Annotated in this window: 8 protein-coding genes; 1 reads left to right on the top strand and 7 read right to left on the bottom strand. The window is 37.0% G+C overall.

What is annotated here, in order from left to right:
* Positions 1-25: 25 nt before the first annotated feature.
* The 4 genes from J699_RS11830 to J699_RS11845 form a co-directional block, all read right to left on the bottom strand.
* Positions 26-1,252 carry an oxygenase MpaB family protein gene (locus J699_RS11830; protein WP_032867788.1) on the bottom strand — a complete coding sequence of 409 codons (1,227 nt, stop codon included), beginning with the start codon at positions 1,250-1,252 and terminating at the stop codon, positions 26-28.
* 440 nt (positions 1,253-1,692) lie between these two features.
* Positions 1,693-2,253, bottom strand: coding sequence for a PadR family transcriptional regulator (locus J699_RS11835; protein WP_032867790.1), 561 nt, complete (start codon positions 2,251-2,253; stop codon positions 1,693-1,695).
* A 395-nt stretch (positions 2,254-2,648) separates the two neighbouring features.
* Entirely contained in the window at positions 2,649-3,239 is a 591-nt protein-coding gene (locus J699_RS11840; RefSeq protein ID WP_032867792.1) for a 2-hydroxychromene-2-carboxylate isomerase, read from the bottom strand.
* Between the two features lie 48 nt (positions 3,240-3,287).
* Positions 3,288-4,040, bottom strand: coding sequence for an SDR family oxidoreductase (locus J699_RS11845; RefSeq protein WP_104021886.1), 753 nt, complete (start codon positions 4,038-4,040; stop codon positions 3,288-3,290).
* A 99-nt stretch (positions 4,041-4,139) separates the two neighbouring features.
* Between J699_RS11845 and J699_RS11850 the strand changes: the two genes are divergently transcribed.
* Positions 4,140-4,715 carry a TetR/AcrR family transcriptional regulator gene (locus J699_RS11850; protein WP_032867795.1) on the top strand — a complete coding sequence of 192 codons (576 nt, stop codon included), beginning with the start codon at positions 4,140-4,142 and terminating at the stop codon, positions 4,713-4,715.
* A gap of 349 nt (positions 4,716-5,064) precedes the next feature.
* On the opposite strand, the gene J699_RS11855 is transcribed toward J699_RS11850, so the two are convergent.
* From J699_RS11855 to J699_RS11865, 3 genes are all read right to left on the bottom strand, one after another.
* The gene (locus tag J699_RS11855) at positions 5,065-5,559 is read right to left on the bottom strand and encodes a hypothetical protein (protein WP_032867797.1); all 495 of its coding nucleotides are present in this window, start codon (positions 5,557-5,559) and stop codon (positions 5,065-5,067) included.
* Between the two features lie 162 nt (positions 5,560-5,721).
* Entirely contained in the window at positions 5,722-24,738 is a 19,017-nt protein-coding gene (locus J699_RS19915) for a VCBS domain-containing protein (RefSeq protein ID WP_032882788.1), read from the bottom strand.
* Positions 24,739-24,745: 7 nt separating this feature from the next.
* Positions 24,746-25,177, bottom strand: coding sequence for a hypothetical protein (locus J699_RS11865; protein WP_032867800.1), 432 nt, complete (start codon positions 25,175-25,177; stop codon positions 24,746-24,748).
* Positions 25,178-25,190: the final 13 nt, after the last annotated feature.

Raw genomic sequence — 25,190 nt, 5'->3', positions numbered from 1 at the left:
GAATCTATGATGCCGAGGAACTTAATTATTCATCGGTTGCTTTATTCGCAACTGGTGTACCTCTATACTCGGCTTTAACACCTGCAAGACCTTTTTCTATTGCAGAATCCAATATCTTTTGGCCATTCTTATCAAAATAATTACGCACCACTTTCAATCGGGTAAGTTGATTAGGTATCTTCAGCAGTATAGAAATACTTTTAACGAATGCATCTGCAACAGGTACAGGTTCGATACCGAGACATTCTCGTAGATCTTTATTAGGTAACGTTTGAGTCATTTCAGGAGAAAGAAGTAAACGGGCAACAGCTTGGTTAATTGTTTTCGAACCACCAAATTGTCCTATGGCAGCGGAACTTGAAATCACAGCATCTGTAAGCTCAGCACTTAATTCTGTTGACTCATACAAATATGCATGTTCACGAGATTGGAGGTCGAATTCTTCAGCGTGTGTACGTCCCAATAACTGGTTGTTAGCGCCTTGTATTCGTGATACCCAACGCCACATCAAAGCAAAGCCATCTCGCTCTTCCTGAGTAACGACCCCACCAGCAGCCTCAATAATATTTACGCGATGTTGACCAAAAATATAGGTACATGCTGCCGTAGCAATCTGACTAATTGGCGTACCGCTATCGTAGCGAGCCCAGTTTCCACCACGATGAATACCTTGACGGATCATAGTATGTAAGAGTCGAATGCGAACCCATAAAATCCAGCGTTCACCGCCAGGAAGCATGCCATCAACATCCAGCGCTCCAAAGAATCCTGCCGCAGTTTCAAAAACGCGACGGCGATAATCTCCTCCACGCGCTAAACGACCAGTAGCACTCATAACTTCAGCTGTGGCTGGATCAATATATGTAAAAGGTAGTGCTGAAAGAAAAGCTATGCTCATACCAAATGGATTACGACGTCCCATACTGGCCCCTACTTTGAGGGAGTCAATGTCAAACCATGATGGAAGTGTTTCTACGTCTTTAAAAAAAGTAATTGCTTCAGCTACGCCATCTGCTTCTAATTTACGGGCATTAGCATAGATATCACCACGCATTAATTTTTGTTCACGCATGAGCTCAATCAGATCTTCTGCTATCGGATCACCGACATGATTCCATGCTTCATAGTCAACTTCCGCTGGATCAAGATACACCTCTGAACCAGGATCACGTGCTAGCGCGGTAACTACGGCTACGCGTTTAGCAAGATCTGAATTAACTGATTGAGTTTCTGAATTAGCCATACTACCCATACTGTATCTCCTTTGGAGTCTGAAACTTTTGTAATCAAGCTTGATCACTGGAATATCTGATTCTTGAGCTATTTATCATTGAAAGCTTCAGCAATAGCTCATGAATTCACCACACATACTAACTTTAGTTAATATTAACTTTGTTGTCTATACTATTTTTTGAATAATACTTGTCACTCTTTACCGCTTATCGGATTTATTCTTATGTTTAACACTCAGATCAAAATCATTTTGACAATTAAACTCATGACAATATTTGTGTTTGAACAAGCTAAGTACTTGTTAAAAACAAGGAAAAAAATAGGGCACTTTCTAACGAAAGTGCCCTAAATGAAGTCCAAGAACTTGGAGAGATAAATTTGTTAGCTCTTTTTAGTGAAAGGAGCAAAAAATGAGTTAAGTATTTAAATTTTAAAAAATATTAAATTTACTGAAATAAATTAGGATTTTCCTTTACGTTTATTCAAAACAGACAAACATCGTTCTGCCCATTCAATATTTTCACGCTCAAAAGCAATTCCACGCAAAAGTGTAAGGTATGGGCCTACACGTGATGACACTTCAAGATATTCAGTTTCAGATTTTCCATCAAGAAAATGTACCTGAAGCTCTTCATAACGAGTGAGCTTAATTTGTGCCTCTTCACGTCTTGATGCAAGTGCTTCGCAAACTGCTGTAACATCACCAAAATCAACCGCTTGCACTTTCAACATTAATTCTTCACGAATTGCAGTAGGTTTTGTTTCAATTGAGGAAAATTTTACAATCGCTTCCATCCCTGCATCAGTGAGGGAAAAAACTTTTTTATTTGGCCGACGGTCTTGTTCAACCAGACGAACATCAATAAGTCCATCAATGGTTAGCTTGTCCAACTCACGATAAAGTTGCTGAGGTGTAGCAGCCCAATAATTCGCCATCGCAAAATCAAATAGCTTCGCTAAATCATAGCCAGATGCTTCACCATCCAATAAAGCTGTAAGAATTGCTTCCTTAAGGGCCATAAGTTTGTCTCTCGCAATACATTTAGTTTGAGTAAATAATTTGAATGCAGCCTCTTCTAGACAAAGTAGCACTAATTTAAATATTGTCTAATAGAAGTTCTGCTAAAGCTTATTGTTTGGTTTTATAGTCTTGTTCAGTATTTTTGTCCATCTCTATATGACTAATTCTTTAGATAAAGGGGGTTCACAAGTAATAATAGAAGATAAAATTCGATTTGTTAAATTCGAGATGATTTATGATTTTAATTTAATATTATCATAAACTTGAAAACACTGGCCTTGAAAATTTATGAAAATAAATCCGCCTTCAACATATCATTTCAATAAGATTTAGAGATAGGTTGCTTAAGGCCAGTATGAATAATAAATTTACTCAGTTAAAAAAGAAATTTTTCTTAAACCGTTAAAGCCATTTCAACAAAGTTAAGGTGATCTACTCCCCAAATCATCTCATTATCGATAATCCATGTAGGTGCGCCAAATATCCCTTTTTGAATTGCGCTCTCAGTAACCATTTTAAGCTGGGCCTTAACATCTTCATCAGCTAACCAACCCTCTACGACTGAAAGTTCTAGATCTAGTCTTTTAGCCACATGGATCAAAACGTTTATATCATTTAAATTTTGAGGTTCACGGAACATCGCATTGAAAATTCCCTTTACTAAACTAAGGAATCTTTCTGGCTGATACATCTGAACAGCGGTAATAAGCCGCATCATTTGTAATGTATTAATCGGTAGAAAAGGATTTATTGTTACTGGTATATCCCAGATTTTTGCCCATCGCTGTATATCCATCATTGAATATTTAGCCTTCGCAGGAATTTCCAATGGGCTGCTATTGCCATGCGCTTTTAGAACACCACCCAATAACATCGGTTTCCAAATAATTTCTACCGGATGTTTTTCAGCAATCTGTAACATGCGATACATTCCCAAATAACTATAAGGACTGCCCACATCAAAATAAAACTCAAGTTCTTTCATTGCTATTTTTCCGTATTTAACCAAAATTTAAAATAAACCCAGAATCGATTACCAACGTTCCATATAAGGTCGAAGATCAAGTTCATGTGTCCAAGCATCACGAGGCTGTTGAGTTAAATACCAGTAGTTTTCTGCTATATGAGCGGGGTTCAAAATTCCATCTTGTTCTTTAAGTGCGTAAGCCTCAGGAAAAGTCTCTTTGATAAAAGCAGTATCGATAGCCCCATCCACGACAACGTGGGCCACATGAATATTTTTAGGACCTAATTCTCTTGCCATACTTTGCGCCAATGCACGTAAGCCATGCTTAGCCCCTGAAAATGCGGCAAAATTTGCTGATCCCCGTAAACCTGCTGTTGCACCTGTAAAGATAATGGTACCTTTTTGGCGTGGAACCATACGTTTAGCAACTTCCCGTCCTACTAGGAATCCCCCAAAACATGCCATTTCCCAGATCTTGAAATATTTTTGAGCTGTTTCTTCTAAAATACTGCATGGAACATTCGCTCCAATATTGAAGACCATGACTTCAATTGGGCCAATCGTTGATTCAATTTTTTCTATTAACTCTATGACTTGTTCTTCTTTTCGTGCATCTGAGGCAAAGCCATAAGCCTGACCATTTTCCGATTCAATTTCTTTAATCAGTGGCAACAACTTGTCAGCATTTCGACGAGTCATACAAGTAATGTAGCCTCCCTGCGCAAAACGCTTTGCAATAGCTCCACCCGTAGCATCACCTGCACCAATTACCAAAGCTACTTTTTTACCTTGAGTTACTTGTTCATTCTGGACTTCCATTAGCATTCTCCGATAATTGTCCATTAGATAACGATCGTTACCCAATAAAATACTATGTTATATTTATGCTCTAAGCAAATTAATTTTTGGAAATCAGAAATGCGGTATAAAGACGGTTATAAAGTCCAGAAACGTCAAGAACTTATTGCTATCAGCGGGAAGCTAGCAAAAAAACAGGGCTTTTATGCGACTGGGATTGACCGTTTTATGAAAGCAGCAGGCGTGACAAGTGGTAGTTTTTACAAACACTTTTCGTCTAAAAATGATTTGTTTAAGGCATTAATTGAAACTGAATCAGAACGCAGCATCCGCATGTGGTGGAATAATCCACATGAGAATATTGAGGATTGGATTGATTTTGAACTTGATCGTTACCTTTCCCTATCTCACGTAGAACAACCCGAAAATGGATGTTTTCTTCCTTCCTTAGCAAATGAAATCGCTCAATCAGATAGTGAAATACGAAGATTGCATCAAAATGAATTAATGAGAGGTCATGCATTATTTGCCAAGAATTTGGGTAGTGAGGAAAAAGCTTGGGCTATGATGAGCCAATTAGTGGGTACAATCCTTATCGCACGTAGCATTGAAGATGAAAATTTAAGAATAGTGATCTTAGAATCAAATAAAAAATTGATGAAACAGAGTTTAAAAAGTGCTCATACAAAAAACTAATAACTTAAAGTGAAGATGTATGCATGCCCCCCAAATTTTTTGGTTTATTTCAACGCTTTTTTTATTTCAGCTCAAATAATTTCTAGTAGTATTTTAATAGAGGTGGCGTCAGTTGAACTAAATCAATAACATTTTGTTTTGTTTAAATTTTATTTTTATACAATTCAAATTCACCCGATCTTGACCCATTACCTTTTTATACATTTCTTGATAGAATAAAAATATTAACAAAAATTCTATAACAACAACTTAAGAATGGTTACTAACTTCTCTATTCACTCTCAATTACAATATGATAATTTTAGAAACCACCCTAGATATAAAATATTCAGGATGATTTCAGCTATATTTAAGACAGACAAAACTGCTGAATTTTAATATAAGGGTGAGAAGCTATAGCTTGAATAGGTGTGCCAACTGAGATTTGTTGTCCTCCAGATACTAAAACAAGCATTGAGGATGTGGAAAAATAATTATTATTTTTATAAATTGATATATTGAATTTAGGTGTGTGATATGGGTATTTTTTTTGGGCTGATTGATAACTTTGATAAAAACTTTCCCAGTTATTATTAGGTACATCTATAAAGAAATCTCGCAACTGATCTACAGTATAATTTGAAAAATCCATTTTAAGATCATACGGATCTTTATATATACTTACTGGTACTATATTTCGGAAAACTCCGCTATTTGCAGTAGGCGATGCAAGTTGGACTTGGCATGAGGTATTAGGAAAAATTCCACCTGAAAGTGTTCCCACATCTTGCCATGTAGCTGCAACGGTATATGTAGACAAAATCATGATGCTCCCCATAAAGAGCCCCTTTAATAATTTTTCCATATTTTTATTTCACTTTATAATAGAATAGTTATTATACATATTTATAAATTAAAAAACAAAGACTTAGGATGAAAAATTTTATCTAAAATTACTACTGAAATTAATATAAGGGAGAAAGACATTAAGAAAGAAACGAATCTTAATGCCTTTCTTTAAATAAATCTAAATCACAATTTGCTGATTATTAATTAGATCACTTAAACTAGTGTTGGTGTTATTCAAAGTTAATAGCAATGAACTACTATACGTTGAACCATTACCATCGCGATCTATATATAGTTCTGTGTCAGCACCCTTCACAACAGTTTTGAGATAAGGTGTAAGGCTCGTAATACTATGATTACCAGAATAATCTATTAATAAATCACCAATATCTATCTTATCAGCATTCGCATTGCTATTGATGCTTCCCACCTTAAAGTCAGCCCAATGATCATTGCCATTTCCACCTACAGCATCAGAAGCCACCAACAACTGATAAATCAAAGTATCAGCACCAGTATTACCAGTAATTAGATCTGTTGCTCCACTTGAAATAAACACATCATCAGAGATAGTACCTTTCCAATTATAAGTAAAATCTACCACTAATTTAGCAATAGATGAGTCTCCATTTGCATTAGTGATTTGATAGCTAAATTCATCTGCATTCACTAGTTTTGATAAACTAGTTGATGGCTGATAAATATAGCTGCCATCCTCAGAAAGCGTCAACAAACCATATTTACCTTGTATAGTAGTTGTAGATATAACATCTAGATATTGTCCATTTTTCAGAATACTGATTTGAACTTTATCACCTGGCCCTAAGTTATCAACTTTACCAGTATGCGTATCGGCATCTGAAATAAGATTACCAATAACTTGTTCAATAGATGAAGCAGTCGTTTTAGGGCTTTGAGTTAGATCATAATCTGCATATTTCAAAGACACATTTAAAAAGTTTGCTAAACCAGCAAATGGCTTACTTTCAAAGCCTAATTTATAAGTCCCTCCCTCCAATCCATTCAGTTTAATAGTAGCCTGCTCGCCAAAAATCATTAGGTCTAACCAACCACTATCTTTATTGCTTGCAACTAACGTCCAAGAGCCATCCGTTTGTTTCTTTGATAATGAAATCGTCATTTGATCAAATATAGCAGCTAAACTATTTGCCTTAACTGTCGCAACGACATTTTGCATATGCCCGCTATTTACAGAAAATTCCATCGCTCCACCAAAAGAACCAACACCTAATAAATTCAACAAAGAACTACTAAACAGTTTAAAGAATGTCTTGCTTTCCTCACTAATAATTGGAGTTAGCCCTTTGATCAAGTCAACATATGCACTATCTTGATTATTCGTAGCAACCACAGGATCTGTTGCAAACTCGGTTGCTTGACTCTCATTATTAGCTTTATCAATTGCAGTGACTTTTAGTGTTCTAGCATCGTTATACTCTTCTAGAATTGTCGCAACAAATTTACCCTGTGCATTGGTAATGCCTGATCCAATGAGATTACCAGATAATGTATAAATATTAACTTTACTATTCGGTTCAGCAATTCCTTTGATCTCCAAACCATGACCCGTAATATTATAAGTTTCAATTACTGGCATTGTAGGAGCAATTGCATCATCTAAAATCGCTGTCACACTATCAGATGTGTTCCCCACTGCATCAGTTGCAATCGCTTCGTATTTACCTTCGGCGGCAGGCGCTGGAATATTAAATGAATAGTGACCTTTATCATCTGCCATTACTGTATAAGAATGACCCTGAGGATCTTTTACAATAACAAAAGTTCCCAACTCAGTTTTCCCACTCACAAGTGCACTACCATCATGACTAGAAATAATATCAATGGTAGGTGCTTGAAGTGAAACTCCAGTAAGATTAATTTTTAACAGACTATGGGACACTACGTTGCTATCTGTCACTTGATAATCAAAACTTTCTTGTACTTGCTCGCCTGCCTTGAGAGCTTTAGCTTTCATAGCATCTAACACATAGTCATAGCTACCATCACTATTAAGATGAAGGACACCATAAACTCCATGATGCTCACCAATATTAACAATTGCCAGACTATCAACATCTGGATCACTGTCATTTGTCAATACATTACCTGTCACATGTTTTGCATTCGCTAAAACATCTACACTATCTGCAATCACAATTGGTGCGTCATTCACTCCCATGATATTAACTAACAGTTGATTATGCGATTGCAAATCACCATCGGTGACTTGGTACGTAAAGCTTTCCTCTACCAGCTCACCCGCTTTAAGAACTTTAGCTTTCTCCGCATCAAGTACAAAGTCATAACTTCCATCTGCATTGAGATAAAGAACACCATAATTGCCTTGATGCTCGCCGGTATTGGTAATCGTTAAAGAGTCACCATCTAGATCACTATCATTGTCTAAAACATTACCCATGACGTAATCTACATCCGCTAAAATATCTACACTGTCTGCAATCGTGATTGGGGCATCATTGACACCGGTGATATTAATGAGTAATTGACTATCTGATATCAACTCACCATCTGTCACTTGATAATCAAAACTTTCTTGTACTTGCTCACCTACTTTAAGAGCTTTAATTTTCTCAGCATCAAGTACATAATCATAATTGCCATCACTATTAAGATGAAGGATGCCATAAGCTCCCTGATACTCACCAATATTAACAATTGCCAGACTATCACCCTCTGGATCACTGTCATTGTCTAGAACATTACCAGTAACATAATCAGCATCAGCTAAAACATCGATGCTATCCAATACTGCTTCTGGTGCCTGATTAAAGCTAAGTCCCGTAATATTAATCTCTAAATAGCCTTCTCTTATTACATCCCCATCAGAAACGATGTAACTGAAATATTCCGTCCGCTGATCTTCAGTAATCAAAGGAATTGCAGCGGGATCCAAAATGTATCGATACGAACCATCTTCTGCAAGATGCAGCACTCCAAAGTTACCGATTTGATCACGCGTATCTAAAATGAGTAGGGCATCTTGGTCTGGATCGACATCGTTCTGGAGTACATTTCCAACCACCTCACCAATTTCAATATCAACGACATTGCTATCATCCGTAACGTTTGGACCTCGATTACCGCCATTAATGGTAATCTCAATCTGGCTACTCAACTCAAAGGCACCATCTTTTACTTGGTAGCTAAAAGTTTCGCTAACATGTTGTGCTTTTGGTAATTGAATTAATTCCTCATTATTTCGGTCAAGAATATACTGATAGCTGCCATCACTATTGAGGAATAAAACACCATAAAGCCCTTGCTTCTCACCACTATCCAGAATCGTAATCAGGCCATCAGGATCACGATCATTATTGAGGACATTACCGCTAACTTCTGACTGATCAACACTGATAGCAACCATGTCTTTGGACAATACTGGTGCATCATTTACTCCAGTGATATGAATCTGTAATTGGCTGGTATCACCCAACTCTCCATCCGTCACTTGATATGAGAAAGTATCCAATACCTGTTGACCTTGTTTAAATACCGCAACTTTTTTACTATCAATTTCGTAGCGATAACTGCCATCAGCACTCAGCGTTAATGTTCCATAGAGACCATGTTGAATACGGTCAGAAACAATAACTTTGAGTGTAGTATTTTCAGGATCAGTGTCATTATGGAGCACATTGCCCATAATATTGTTTTCATTGGCAGCAACATAGGCATGATCAATAGTGGCTTGTGGTTGATCATTCACTCCAATAATCTCAATGATCAATTCGGCAGTTGTATTCAATTCACCATCCGTGACTTGATAGCTAAACTTCTCTTGAACGCGTTGATCTGGAATTAGATGAGTTACCTTAGAAGAATCAAGAATATAGTTATAGGTTCCATCTGCATTAAAGTGGATAAGCCCATATAAGCCCTGCTGATCAGTCTGATTTTTTACTAATAGATGATTATTTTCAGGATCTTTATCATTTGAAAGTACATTACCAGTTAGAATACTTTCACTTGCGAATAAACTTGCATTATCACTCAAAACGATTGGCGCATCATTTACACCCGTAAGACTGACAGCCAATTGTCCTGTACTTTCGAAACGACCGTTCGTTGTTACATAGAAGAAATTATCTTGTACAGTCTGATTCGGATCTAATTCGATAACTTTATTAGCATCAATAACATACTGGTACGTACCATCTGCATTAAGATGTAATTCACCGTAATTTCCTTGCAAAATACCATTGTTTACAATAGAAAGTTTTAAAGCTGCAGAATCATAATCATTACTGAGCAAATTACCAAACGTATTGGTCTGATTCACCACAATTGAAATTTGATCATCCATTACATGCGGATAATCAGTGCTACTATTTTCACCAATGAGATTGATCAATTGTGCTTTATTGAGTTCAACACTGTCACCTAAAATAAAGCGCCATTCATTTTGGTCAATTTTAAAATCCTGAATGCGTAGTACAGATGAGTAGCCTGCAATCGAGGCAATTAGATCATTATTTTCCCAATTCAGAATTAATCGATCTCTCGTCATCCCTACTTCAAAATATACTTTATTGACATCACCAGTATTCACCGCACTGTAATCAATCAACGTATCCTGACCACTGTCGCGGGTATAAAAATAAACATCACTCCCTAAGCCGCCGATTAAAGTATCTTGCCCGATTCCTCCCAATAGCGTATTTGCAGCCTTGTTCCCAGTTAAAGTGTTATTTAATGCATTACCAGTCGCATTGATCTCAGCAGCACCTGTCAATACAATATTCTCAACATTTTGCGGGGCAATATAAGCTATATTAGAATAGACCGTATCAACACCTTCAGATGCATATTCAATCACTTGATCGTTGATATGCTCAACATAATAAATGTCATTTCCAGCACCCCCAAGTAGCGTATCAGCACCAGCACCTCCGTCTAAAATATCATTGCCTTGCAAGCCCATTAACAAATTGGAGCCATCATTTCCAATGATTATATTATTGAGTTCATTGCCTGTCCCTGTATTATTTTCATACCCTGTTAATGTTAGATTTTCTACATGATCAGTGAGTGTGTAAGTAATATCTGAATAAACTAAATCAATCCCTTCATCCATATTTTCAATAACATTATCACCAGCGTTATCAACAATATAAATATCATTTCCTAGTCCCCCAAGTAGCGTATCTGCACCGAGACCTCCATCTAGTCTGTCATTCCCACCATGCCCCTCCAAACGATTTTCGTTTTGGTTACCCTTAATCATGTTATTCAGGCCATTGCCCACCCCCAGCAATGCAGCAGTGTCATTAACTAAAGTCAGGTTTTCTACATAGTCACTTAAGCTAAAATCACTTTGACTCATCACATGATCGATGCCTTGATCATTGCGCTCCACGATCGTATCTGTACTGACATCTACAAAATAGGTATCATCTCCTCGTCCACCAAGTAGTATATCGCTACCACGATCACCATCGAGATAATCATTGCCTGACGTCCCTTCGATGATGTCATTTAGATTTGAATTTGAATATAAAACGTGTTGTTTAATCTCTTCAAATGACATCACCTCGCCATTCATAAAAACAATTGGATTTTGTGGGATAAGATTGAGCAAGTCATAATAATATCTGCCTTCTGGAGCCGAAATTGAAATGGTCTCACCCGTATTTTTCACTAAAATATTTAAAGAGGGAATATTAATTTCATCATTATAATAATCGAGATAATGCCAATTACTAAAATTAATAATCACATCGTTTTTATTCAAATAATTGAGCTTAATGACACCAGTACTTCCACCTTCGGAACGATAATCATGAACACTAATACGATCATGTCCAATGACTTGGTCGAATTGATAGATGGTTTCTTTATTATTATAATAACCTAGCAATCGGTCATTGCCAGCGCCACCAATGATGATACTCTTGTCTCCTCCCGCGATTGTATCATTACCTGTGCCGCCAAATAGAGTATCGCCAACCCCGCCATAAATCTGATCGTTCCCTGCTCCTCCTTCAAGGGTTTCAGCAAGAATCGTTTGACTCCACAAATAATCATTCCCATCGGTACCCACAACTTTTAGATCTTGTCCTTTGAATGCATCCCTAGCCGTCACCCACTCAGACTGATCTTCAAATTTAAATCGAACTCCTTCAATAGATGATAAAGTCAGACTTGCTTCGGAACTTAAAGTAGAAACCGTGTAAATACCATTCAAGCCAGCAAAGACGAGATCGCTTGCTATTAAGCCAGATAGTACAATGTCAGTATAATTATAATTATTTCCTTTAATCACATCATGCCCAGACTGCGCATCAAAGATAATCGTGGCTTTATCGTGGCTATTGATAATAAGATTGTCATCCCCAGCACCGCCAATTAAAGTATCATTGCCTTTGTTGCTGATTAAGGTGTCATTCCCAGCCTCCCCTGATAAAACATCATTACCAATAAAATCAGTCAGGATATCATCCCCTGCCGAACCCGTTAATATCTGTGCTTTAACCTGCTCAGCAGTCAGCATTCGATCTTGCAATATAATTTTGTCAATCAATGCAACAGCTGGATTTAGAAACTGTTGATAAACAGTAATTGTATTACCCGTCTCCTTATCCATAATCAATAGTGAATCATTTTCTCGATAAAGTTGAATTTGATCCAAACTAAAATCAGTTAAATCAATGCTAGCGGTTCCTGAACTCTTTCCGGAGTCATTTGAGATAGAATCATTCCCAAATCCTGTTTTGAACAAATAGGTATCATTGCCATTCGATAAAAAGAAGGTATCATTACCCGCACCTGAGCTGAATGATTCATCTTCATCTGATCCCCAAAAAGTTTCATTGCTAATCGAAATCTCATAAATTTGTTGTTTATTTAAAATTTGCCCATTTTTAAAATGAATCTCATCAATAATTCCATAATCCTCACCCAATGCAAATTGTTCATAAATATAGACACTGTTTTGATCCTGTGTAGAGCGAATCTCTAAACGATTCCCATCTCTAAACAGTTCTACGTCTTCCAAATTTAAATTGGTTAATTCCAACACATCAATATCAGTTTCGCCTTTGGTATAGAAGCCATCACCAATCTCTTGTCCATGAACTTGTGCAATCACAAACACATCACTACCACGATCACCATACATATAGTTATAGTGATTGCCACTGACTAATCGATCATCACCTTCGGAGCCATAAATTTCTCGTACAGTATCACCATCAATCATTGTCGTGAATTTTATGATTTGGTCACGGTCATATCTTGTCCCATCTCCAAACACAATAAAATCAATCGCATTTTGCTGCACCCTAATCGTATCTGGCTGACCAAGAATACTAATATAAAAATTTTCGATCGGCATCCCATCCGAATCATGTTGATAACTCATGGTGAGTTGAATATCACTTGCAATAAAATCTGGAAGGTAAATCGTTCGACTACCCTCATCTTGCGGATACTCAATCAAGAAGCGAGGTTCAGATTCAGGTGGTAAAAACCGCTCTCTTCGATCCAAAATGGTATCTTGACCAAAACCAGTTCTGAATACTAAAACATCATGCCCCCCACCCGAAAAAATGAAGTCATTGCCAATGCCAGCTTCAATGGTATTGTCTAGATCATCTCCAATAATGAAATCATCCCCGTCCGTTACCATAGACAAGATGGTTTTTAATTGCGCTTGATCCAGTATCAATCCATCTTTAAAAATAATTTTTTCAATCGGTATCCAGACATTTTTGTCGTTATACCCATATCCTGTTTCAATTATGATCGAGTTAGCTGCAAGTTTTGATTTTATATAGATATAATCAAGGTCTTGCGTAATAGTCACATCTGCCAAATTTAGATCTTTAAGCCAAACTGTATCTTTTGCCTGCTTAAAATTATTATAGTTATAATTTGCAATCCGATCGTTGCCAAAATTTCCTTCAAATTCATAGATATTATTACCTAACCCACCGTGCAGATAATCGTCACCCTCACCACCAATTAGACGATCATCTCCCGTACTCGCTTCCAGAGAATCATTTCCAGTGCCTCCATCCAAGACCTGATTGCCAGAATTGGCTTGCCACCATGATTGACGTAGATAATCATCCCCACTCCCCCCATATAACGTCCGGTCGCCAGTGCCTGTAAAAATTAGGCTATCATTCCCTGCACCGCCATAGACTTGATCATCCCCATCACTTGACGTGATTTGATCATCACCATTGCCTGCATAAATCAGATCATCACCAATGAGGTCATGCAAGTTATCCTGTCCATCAGTTCCGTTAATGGTATGGTCAATGATCACGTCTAATTGATCGAGGTGAATGGTTTGACCATCAGAAAACCGGAAATATTCCACTTTTAGATTGGTTGAAGGCGTATATTGCCCCCGAACCAAAACACTCTCACCGGTTAAATTATTGACAATTAATAAATCATCATATTTACGGGTCGCAGTAATCTCATTTACATTCAGAGCTGAAAAATAAAGGGTATTATTCTTGGCATTACTGGTTAAATTCAAAATGTCGTGACCAAAGTCCTGATCAAAAATAAAAGTCACATTTTGTGCACTACTTCCATCTAAATTATAGACATCATTACCATTTCCACCATTAATATTGGTTTGACCATTACTTTGCCGCACACCGAATGAGCTTGGGACTTCTCCATTCAAATAATAATCCAGTAAGCTCCCCCCCCCATAACTCACAAAGACATCGTCTAAATTACTACCATAGTTAATATAACCGCTCAGCCCAGTTGGGATTTCAGTGGCTAGCTCATACACTTGATTGGCGGATAGAGTTGAACCATCTTCAAACACTACTTTAGTAATAATAACATCATCACTATTGCTTCCAGCCGTATACTGGTTGCGAATTTCTATCGTTTCACCCGTTTCAATAAGTGTAACAATCAAATCACCACTGACCTTGCGACTAAAACTCACATCACTGGCCAACACACCTTTTAGCGATAACGTGTCCACATCATTTTCTTGTTTTAATCGGTTATTGACTAAATAACTAAGCGCAACCCCATCCAAGATCACATCATGACCATAGCCTTTAGCAAATACAAAGGTATCACTTCCATAGTTCCCGATAAGTTCATCATTGCCCTGCCCCCCATCAAGAATGTCATTGCCACGCCCACCATCCAAGTGGTCATTCCCTGCTCCACCATAAAGGGTGTCATTACCCTGTTCAGAAGCTGGCTCATAAATATAATTAGAATAATAATCTCTACGATAGCCACTGTCCCCTAATAGATAATCATGTCCTGAACCACCATACAGCAGATCATCACCCGACTCCCCAATCAGTTGTGTCTTATTGAGTCCAGCGTATAAATGATCATGACCATCTCCACCTTTAATTAGAGTGGTATTATTCGACCCATAGATCGTTTGGCTACCATAACCGCCTTTAATGATATTACTGAGACCATTACTATTAAAGGTAATGGTCGCATCTGCCAAGGTAATTTCACCAAGACGCTTTTGTACACCATTGATATAACGAATCGAGTCATTCGTATTGGTGATTTGAAGAAAAACATCCCTCTCTGACTGTTGAAAAACGATGTCTGCAATCTTAAGTGAAGAGGCATTAATTTTGTCAGCAGTAAAAAAAGGCTGATCCTCACTGATTTGATTGCCCCATACACCTTCGATGACTTTATCATTGCCCGCATTACGGTAAAAATAGTAAGTGTCATTGCCATAACCGCCTATCAGCGTATCATTGCCACGCCCACCATCTAAAAGATCATTTTGAGAGCCGCCAATTAGTAGATCATCTCCATTTAATCCTTTTAATTGATCCACACTTCCAGAACCATAAAAAATCTGATTTTTGTTAGGATCTCGTGGTCCATCAAGTAAGTTATAACCTAGCGTATCTTGTTGACCAATGGTATAGGTGTTGCCACCCTCAATCTCCATTTGAACATTGCCAACAAAGCTAATCGATTCTCCCGTCGAAATAATACTTAATACGTGGCTGCCATTGTCTCCATGGCTAAATGCGAGTTCTTCATACCTCAAGCCTTTGACTAAAATTCTTGTGCTATCAATTCCCAACAGTGTTTCTCGTATCGAATCATGGCCTGAACCTTTCATAAAGATATAGGTATTATTACCACTACCTCCCGCTAGGATATCGTTCCCAGCACCACCATTGAGCGTGTCATCCCCTTGTTGACCAAATAAGAGATCATCACCTGCATTACCTAAGAGCTGTTCTCCCGCTATGCTGCCATGGAGAAAGTCATTACCTTCACCACCAACAACGATTCCACTTAAAAAATCTTGATATTCAATAGATCGACCATCATCAAAATATACCGTTTGTATTAAAGGACTTGTCTCATTCTTAAAATGATTCGGGATGGTGATGGTTTCTTGCGTCGTATTGAGTGTAATGATTAAATCCAGATTGCGAATGCCGAAGCTGACCTCCTCTTTGGCAATACCACGAAGCATAATCTTGTTAAAAGAAGAATCTGACTGGATAATGTCATGGCCATCACCCACAGAAAACACGAAAATCGATGAACTGGTGACTTTGATCAGGTCATTGCCTTTCCCCCCAATCAGTGTTCCCCAACCTTGTAGCGTATCATTGCCATTGCCGCCGTCTAATACACCTCGGCCTTGTAGAACATCATCACCATCTCCACCAAACAGGCTGTCTTGCCCACCGCCACCAGAAATCACATCATCACCAGCCAAGCCATAAATACTGTCATTGGTGAAGAACCCGTTGATCTGATCTGCTTGTAGAGTCCCTTGTAGGACTTTATTTTTAATATCATCCCCAGTCAGCACTGTACCATCTTTAAATTGTACGCTTGCAACTTTGTAATAACTCAAAAATTGTGAGTCTACAGTTACCGTACTTTGATCCACTAAACTGGTAATAACTAAGTCATATTCGTTATTAACACTAAATGAAATGTCACTGACATTTAAATCTGTGAATACCAATTTTTGATTTAAGCTATGCCCTTGATAATAATCATAATATGTTTCAATTACATCATGGCCAAAAGCACCTGTGAATATGATGGGTTGGTTACTTGAACCATTATTTAAATGAATTAAATCATCCCCATCTCCACCGTTGAGCACATTATTTTGACTATTGTTCAAACGTAATGTGTCATTGCCAGCACCACCATACAGCTGATTGTTATTGACTGAAATGACTGATAAGTGATCATCACCCAAACCACCATACATATTGGCCTTATCATCATAATAGTAACTTGATCGCAAATTACCATTGATCAGCAATCGATCGTCGCCAGCTCCACCAATCAATGTATCGTGGCCAACAATAGCCTCTAAAGTATCATTACCATCATTCCCAATAAGTGTGTCATCTTCAGTGGTGCCATAAATCACATCATTTTCATGAGTTCCTATTAATAAGCCTTTAGCAATTTGAAGTGCAGACAGTTTTGTTCCATCATCGAAATGAATCTCATCGATTCCATATTGACCTAGAATATTGACCTGATTCTTTAATGTAATAGTTTCGTTGGTCACATTATTGGTAATTTGAAGTGTATAGCTTCTATAATCATCATTAACATTCACATCGGCATAAGAGAACCGAATATCTTCGAGCTTTACCCCATGCAATAATAAAGTACTCTGGTTGTCAAGACGCCACCAATATCCATAATTATTACTATATTGCTGAGAACCATCCTCAATTACATCATTCCCATCTCCTGCATGATAAGTATAAGTATTTTCACCTCGCCCCCCTCTTAGATGATCATCGCCTGTACCACCATTGAGTGAATCATTTGCATCAGCACCAGATATATCATCGTCTCCAGCCCCACCTATGAGTATGTTATTACCAGCCCCACCATAAAGGCTATCATTCCCCTCATCACCAATCAGCGTGTCATCACCAGAGTCACCATACAGCCTATCATCACCACTGCCACCAATGAGGATATCATCACCACTACCACTCCAAATGACATCATCACCAGCCAAACCTTGAATACGGTCATTACCAACTGTACCGTAGAGCGTCTCCTCAAGGTCTGTTCCTAAAATAATCTCAAGAAAATCATTCTGAGACAATTGTTGACCATCAGCAAAAATAATCTGATCAATTTTTCCATTCAAAGAAGCATTTAATTGATCCACCAAAGTGATCACATGTTGGGTTTCACGAATTGTAATTTTAATATCGTATAAACCAGATTGCGTAAAGAATACATCTGTTAAAGTAAGATCTGTGAATCTTAATAGATCATTGCCTCCATAGCCTTCAATCCTGTCATTACCATCATTTTTTGAATAAAGGTATTCATCGTCCCCCTCCGTTAAAATCAGGACATCATCACCGAGCCCTCCCTTAATTTCATCTTGGGTATATGCACCGTTAATCACCTCATTTGCATCCGTTCCAATCACGTGGACTTTAATCTTAGAATCATCCACTAAACCAAGATCAGCAAATTGGAATTTATTGCGTAACATGTAGTAATACGGATAATACGAGGAGGAATAACTAACTTTCACTAGACCATTCTTAATCAGAATGCTTTCACCAGTGTCTTGAATAACCGCCTTTAAATCCATGCCAATTTGATAGAAAGTTACCTCAGCAAAGTTAACCCCATCAAAACGGATTAAGCATTGCTTATTGCTAGAATCATAAACCGTATCATGTCCAGAACCACGACTAAAAACGATCGTGTCATAACCTAAACCAGGAGTGAGTGAGTCATTACCAGCCCCCCCTATCAATAAGTCATCACCAGCACCTCCATCTAAAACATCATTGCCAGCCCCCCCAACAATAATATCTTGCCCAATACCTCCATCTATGTTGTCATTCCCTGCACCCGCGAAAATCAAATCATTAGAAGTTGTACCATATAGCGTATCGCTTCCTTCACTACCAGATACCAATGTTAAACTAGCCATTGATTTGATGCTTTGTGCTGGCAATGATGTTCCATCACTAAATACAAAATGATCAATCAAGTTTTGGCCACTATTTCCAAATTGCTCTTGAATAACCAGTTGATCTGGACTATTTTTTATTTTAATAGTTAATGTGCCATTTTCTGTTTGAGCAAACACCACATCATTTAACGTTAGTTTATCCAAAATAACAGTACGATAATCACTTGTTAGCTTAGTTGAAAGTGTATCTACCAATTGAACTGAGCCTGAACCAACTTTGAAAATCAAACGATCCTGACCATGTCCAAACTTAATTGTATCTTGACCACCACCGCCTTCTAAAATGTTGTTTGCATCATTCCCGATAATGACATTGTTTAAAGCATTCCCTGTACCGTATTTTGCAGCACCTGTAAGCACTAAGTTTTCGATATTATTTTGTAATACAGTATCCACACTAGATTGAACTGTATCTATACCCTCATTCTCATTTTCTTGTGTGATATCTAAATACTCATCAACAATATATAAATCATCACCCATACCACCGATTAAGAGATCAGCTCCTGCCCTACCATCCAATGTATTGGAAGCGCTATTCCCTTTAATAATATTATTTAAGTTGTTACCAGTCGCTGTTAATGTATCATTTCCAATTAAAGTTAGATTTTCAATATTTTCAGCTAAACCAGGCAGTGATACGCTGGTTTCAATCGTATCTATACCTTCCATTGATTTTTCAATCACTCGATCATTGATCGAATCCAGCACATATATATCATCACCAGTTCCTCCAATAAGGGTATCTACCCCTTGACCACCGTCTAAAATATTATTACCACTATTCCCAATAAGCAGGTTATCTAGCGAATTTCCATATGCATTAGTGTTATCCTGCCCAAGTAATTCTGCATCTCGCTGAGAAGGACCAAGAATAATATTTTCTGTTGAAGAAACACCTCCGCTAAAAATATGGTCTAGCTCTTGTGTCGTATAAGAGACATTGGCAATGATCCACGTTGCTACTTTACTAGAGTCAATTACAATTTGATCTCCATTTGAACCATAATGCAGAATACCATTTACATAATGGAGCTCTTGAACAGTAACCCCATCCAAACGAATTGTATTATTTACATCATCTTCAATGATTTGATCCTTACCATCCCCCAATGTGAAGTGATAAATATCTGTTCCAGTGCCACCCTCTAATCTATCATCACCTTTACCACCAAGAATTAGATCTGAACCAGCCCCCCCAGATAAGTGATTATCGAGTTGATTGCCTGTAAGCTGGTCATCACCCTCACCACCAATTGCATTTTCAATCTCGGTACCATAACCAATAAAGGCCTGACCTACAGCCGTTAAATAATTTGCTTTCTGCTCAACATAACTCCATGTCGTCGCCTGAAGATTAATATATACATTTTTGGTTTCTGCAGATGCGTCAAAAGTATCAATACCATTACCATCCCAAATGTATTTATCGGCAAAGGTATATGTATCATTCCCAGCACGCGCAGCTGAATTAACGCCATGTATATAATGCAATGCTGCTAAATCAAATATTTTTAATTCAGTGTCATTATTATCATTTGAGGTATATGACATGACTGTATTATCTTGATTATTTTCTATTTCAGGTAATACAGGAGCTTCAAAAGGATGTTCCAACCCAAAAGCATGTCCAATTTCATGCAGTAATACTTCAAAGCCATACTTACCCTGATTCAGTGAATCAGCAGTTTCAAATAGCAATGAATTAATATGTATTTCACCAGTTTGAGCACTCGCATAACCTGCTGCTGCACCAGCATCCGCTGAAGTTAAATCATCTAAATAAAATTTAAGGTCTCCGGCACTAGTATCTGATTGAACAAAACTGACATTAAGCACTTGAGCAAATTTATTCAGTGCTTGCTCTATCGCTAAAACCTGTTCTTGAGAATAAGCCTTAGTGCCAGGTAATTCATTTGCAGGAAATGAATAACTTATTATCTTTTTTCCAAGCAGAGCAATAGACTCTCGTGTTGCAAGAGCATCAATAAAGTAGGCAACGCCAGTTAATGGCTCTAAAGGTAATTCATTGATTTCTGGTGGTGGTGCCATCTGCATAATTTTTGCAGTATCCCAAACCGTACCATCTTCGAAGCGGATTTCTGATATCTCAATTTGTTCAAATAGTTCTTGGTTTTCTAAATAGCTATGGTTACTGGTATTTCTAACTTTATAATAGTCTTTAACTGTAACTTGATCATCTGTTCCATATTTAACAATCAGGTCGAATCCAGCTCGACTAATACCTCTCATTTGGCTTGGATCAAAGGTGAAATAAATAAAGTTTTGATAGTTCAATGCTGCTAAATCAGTGACTTCTTCTTGAATTACGTCTTGTCCATCACCGACTGAAAATACGTATAAATCGGATCCTTGTCCACCAACTAACTTATCATTTCCAGCTCCCCCAAATAAGATGTCATCTCCTGCCTCACCAAACAATGCATCTTTTCCTTCACCGCCATAAATGATGTCATTATTGGCTCCACCAAAAAGAAAGATGTCATTGCCATTACCTCCATAAAGAATGTCATCTCCATCCTCACCTTTAAGCGAGTCATCATTCTCATCGCCAAAAAGAATGTCGTTATTTGCGCCTCCAACTAATGAATCATTGCCATTTCCACCAAATAAGAAATCATCACCACCGCCGCCGAGAATCTGGTCTTTATCATCTCCACCATAAAGAATATCATTTCCACCATTCCCCCAAATCACATCTTGGCCTAACCCACCATAAATGAGGTCATCGCCATATCTAGTTGGATCTGCTGATTCAGGCGGAGCACTAGTGCCGTAAAGGTTTTGTAAATCCCCAGTAATAACATCGTCACCTTGCCCTCCAAAAATGATGTCAGCTTCATATCCACCTACCAAACGATCGCTATTGTCTCCTCCGCTTAAATAGTCACGACCAGCGCCGCCATATATAATATCTTCCCCCTGTTCTCCATAAACATAATCATCGCCACCACGTCCATAAAGATGGTCATCATCCTCGCCGCCATACAATCGATCAACACTTCCAGACCCAATAATAAAGTCTAAGCCCTGTCCACCATATGCAATATCTTGATCATTCTCCTCACCACTTCTTATATCTTGATCCAAGAAAAATGCGGAAAATAAATCTATTTTTTTTCCTTCAATTATAATATAGGTTTCGATATTAGGCATAATTGTGGCAGAGCCATTAAGATAAAAACTATAACTTTGAGTTTCCTCATGTAAAGTTTTCTTATATTTAAAATCAATATCGTAATCGGAAGAATAATTACTCGTAGAGTAACCATTTTTTAAATTATCATTGAAAAAGTATGGATTAAGGTTACTATGCCCAACTGTAGTAAAAATTAAGTCATCGCCCATCCCTCCATAAATGGTATCATCACCATAACCAGTTAAAATAATATCATCATCTCCCCCCCCAACAACATAGTCATTACCTCCACCAGTATCAATCCAATTATTACCATCACCACCATCGACATAATTATCATTATTATTTGTTGCAATATAATCATTACCATTACCAGCATTTACTTTATTTTGATTATATATAATATTATTTCCATCATTTAAAATAAGCATACCATCTTTATTCGGTATACTTTCTGATGGTAAATCAGGAAGATTTTGATCCCAACCATCAAGATAGATTGTATTTTTTTCATCACCAACTTTATGAATGCTTATTATTGTTTTATCTGTATCTTCACCCAATTTTCGGATGATGTATTCGCCATCCTGACTTCTCCATGCCCGAATTGTTGGGTCATAGTCACCAAGTTGTAATACCTTATGGTCTATCAGAATATTCCCATCATTATCTTTAATAAGTGTGGTACCAAAGCCGTCTAGACCTATAGCCGAAGTAAAAAACCTATATGTATCTACTCCACCTTTACCTACTAAAATATTTGTACCTGATCCGCCTTCAAGAGTATCAACACCATTACCAGCGTAAATAAGATCATTATCAGCCCCACCTTTCAGTTCATTCTTATCATTACCACCATATAACAAATCATTTCCATCACCGCCTTCTATTTTATTTTCACCATCATAGCCATAGATAATATCATTACCTTTACCACCTTTTAATTCATCGGGTAGTGCTAGATTTGAAGTATTGGTTTTATCAGCATAAATAATATCATTGTCGTCACCACCATCAGCATTTAGGCGTCCCTTCCCACCAACTAGAATATCATTACCAATACCGCCATCAAGATAATCATTATCTAAACTACCATTTAAATAATCATTTCCTGTACCACCATAGAGTTGGTCATCTCCACTACCACCTAACAGTTGATCATTATCTCCCTCACCATACAGAATATCATTACCACTCCCACCTTCTAAATAATCTGTTCCATCACCAGCTGTTAGTTTATCATTTCCTCCTCCACCAAATAAATTATCAGAAAGTTTTCCACCATTAATAATTTCATCTTTACCTGAGCCAAAAATATGATAATGACTAGCTAGTGTCAGAGGGTTAATTCCATCAATATCTAAAGTTAAATCTAAATTTAAGTCTTTATAAATATGATCTCCTTTAACTGGTAAAGGCAACAACCTACCTAACTGATTAAAACGCTCTTTAAAATCAACACCTTGCTTCATGAATTCAAGCTTCCACATCAACATTTCAGCTCTATTCTGTAAAAACTGCTGGCTTATACCATCTACATTTTGAGGATTAGCTAAATCAAGCTCTCCATTTAAATTATACTGTTGATAATCAAGACCTTTTACTACAAATGGATTAAGCTTTAAAAGTGCATAACGGTAAGATAAATCAGTTATTGCAAGATTTAATACTTGCTGAATTGGAGCATCAATTATTAATGCACGATCATTTGCTTTTAGTATCTGAGCAATTGCAATAGGAGTACTATCTATACCAAAAAGTAATTTTCCAATTGCATCTAATAAATCAATTTTCCCATTATCATTTTGATCTTTTGTTAAATTATACAGTTTCTTAGCTGCATCCTCTCCATAGATACCTGCTGTAATACCAACAACTACACCAGCTACTAATGCAACTGGTGCAGATAATCCTAATAGCGTCCCGCCAACTAATCCTATTAATGCACCAGATACTATTGTGGCTATTTCAGCTCCAGCCTCACCAACACCCCATTCAATCATTATGTCTTTTGCACGCTGATGATCACCAGCTTGCTCTGCTGCCTGAGCTTGACTACTAGCAATAATAAAACTTAGTGCCACCCCGACAACACTCAAACCCTTGAGAACCGTTTGTGTTCCTTCTGGTAAGTTTGTTAAATAGCTCTCAAGTTGTTTGAAAATACTTTTTGACTCTGTATCAAATAAGTTTAATTTTTTAGTCGCATCAATATCACCCGCATCCGATAAATTTTTAAGACTTTTAATATAGTTTTCGATTTCACTTGACGATTTAAAAGTTTTAAACAATTCGACATTTAATGTACCATCAGCATTTTTAGATAAATTAGTAATTGCTGCTGATTCAGCATATAAAGCGGCCTTAAAGCTTTCTAAACTATTTCCATTTTTAAAATTAGTTATAGATAATCCATCAACGAAAAGATCATTTCTACTAAATAAAGCTGGTATTTCTTTTCTCATCAATACAGTATCTTGAAGTTTCTCAACTACAAATGGATCTGAACCAACCAAAATTTTAAAATTCGTTCCTGTTGGAGCTTCAGCTACGAAACGCTCTGAAGCAATATCCCACAGTTTCATGTCTTGAGCCTTAGGATAAGCTTGAGAAAATCTTGGATCTGCAGGAATTATAGGATCAGATTGGAAGATAAATTCCATTGTATTTCTAACTAAAGCCTTATCTTCAGTGGATAAACTTTGATATGGACCTTCTGGTATTAAACCTTTTGAAATATAATCTTTTTGGATAGCTGCAAGTAATTTAACACCCATTCCATTTGTATTAAATTGAGTTTGAATAAGAAAATTACCTACTTCTGTTTTTCCAATATGAAAATAGTCCTCAGAAAAATTACTTCCCACTAAAGATGAGGTTTTAGTTCCAGATATAGAACCTGAATACAAAATGTAAGTCTTATCTTGCTCAAAATTCATTTCTGAACTTTTTATGGCATCAACAAAGTCCTTTAAAGACAAAGTATTACTTTCCGCATTCAACAACTCATAAATATTCATTTTTATATCATCCTATTATTTTAAATTCTGTATTTTCTTTTTTCATATCCCACAACAAAAAAACTTTACCACTCTCTATAATTTCAAAAATTTCATTTTTTATATTTTCAATATCTTTTTCATTTGGAGTGTTTAAGTTTCCAGCAAAGTTTATAATCATTAGATCATTATTATTAGTTTCCACATATATTACAAAATCATTGTTGGAAAAAATATATTCAAAATATGGATCTGGCCTACCCATAGCTGGACAAAGAAAATTTCCATTAAAATGATAGATAGAGGGAATATTTATTTCTCCTTCATTCTCTATAGTGGATTCATTATTTTTTAAAAAATCAAAAATTATTCTTCGTACAAGGATAGGGTTAAGATCTAATCTAGCACTTAGGATTTCACTAAATTCACCTTGAGTGATTTTATCTTTAATAACATTCATTTTTTACTCCTTA

It is taken from the genome of Acinetobacter sp. 1000160 (genome assembly GCF_000588715.1).
Taxonomy (GTDB): domain Bacteria; phylum Pseudomonadota; class Gammaproteobacteria; order Pseudomonadales; family Moraxellaceae; genus Acinetobacter; species Acinetobacter courvalinii.
Note: the sequence above shows the minus strand (reverse complement) of the source record. Positions and strands in the feature narration are given on the sequence as shown.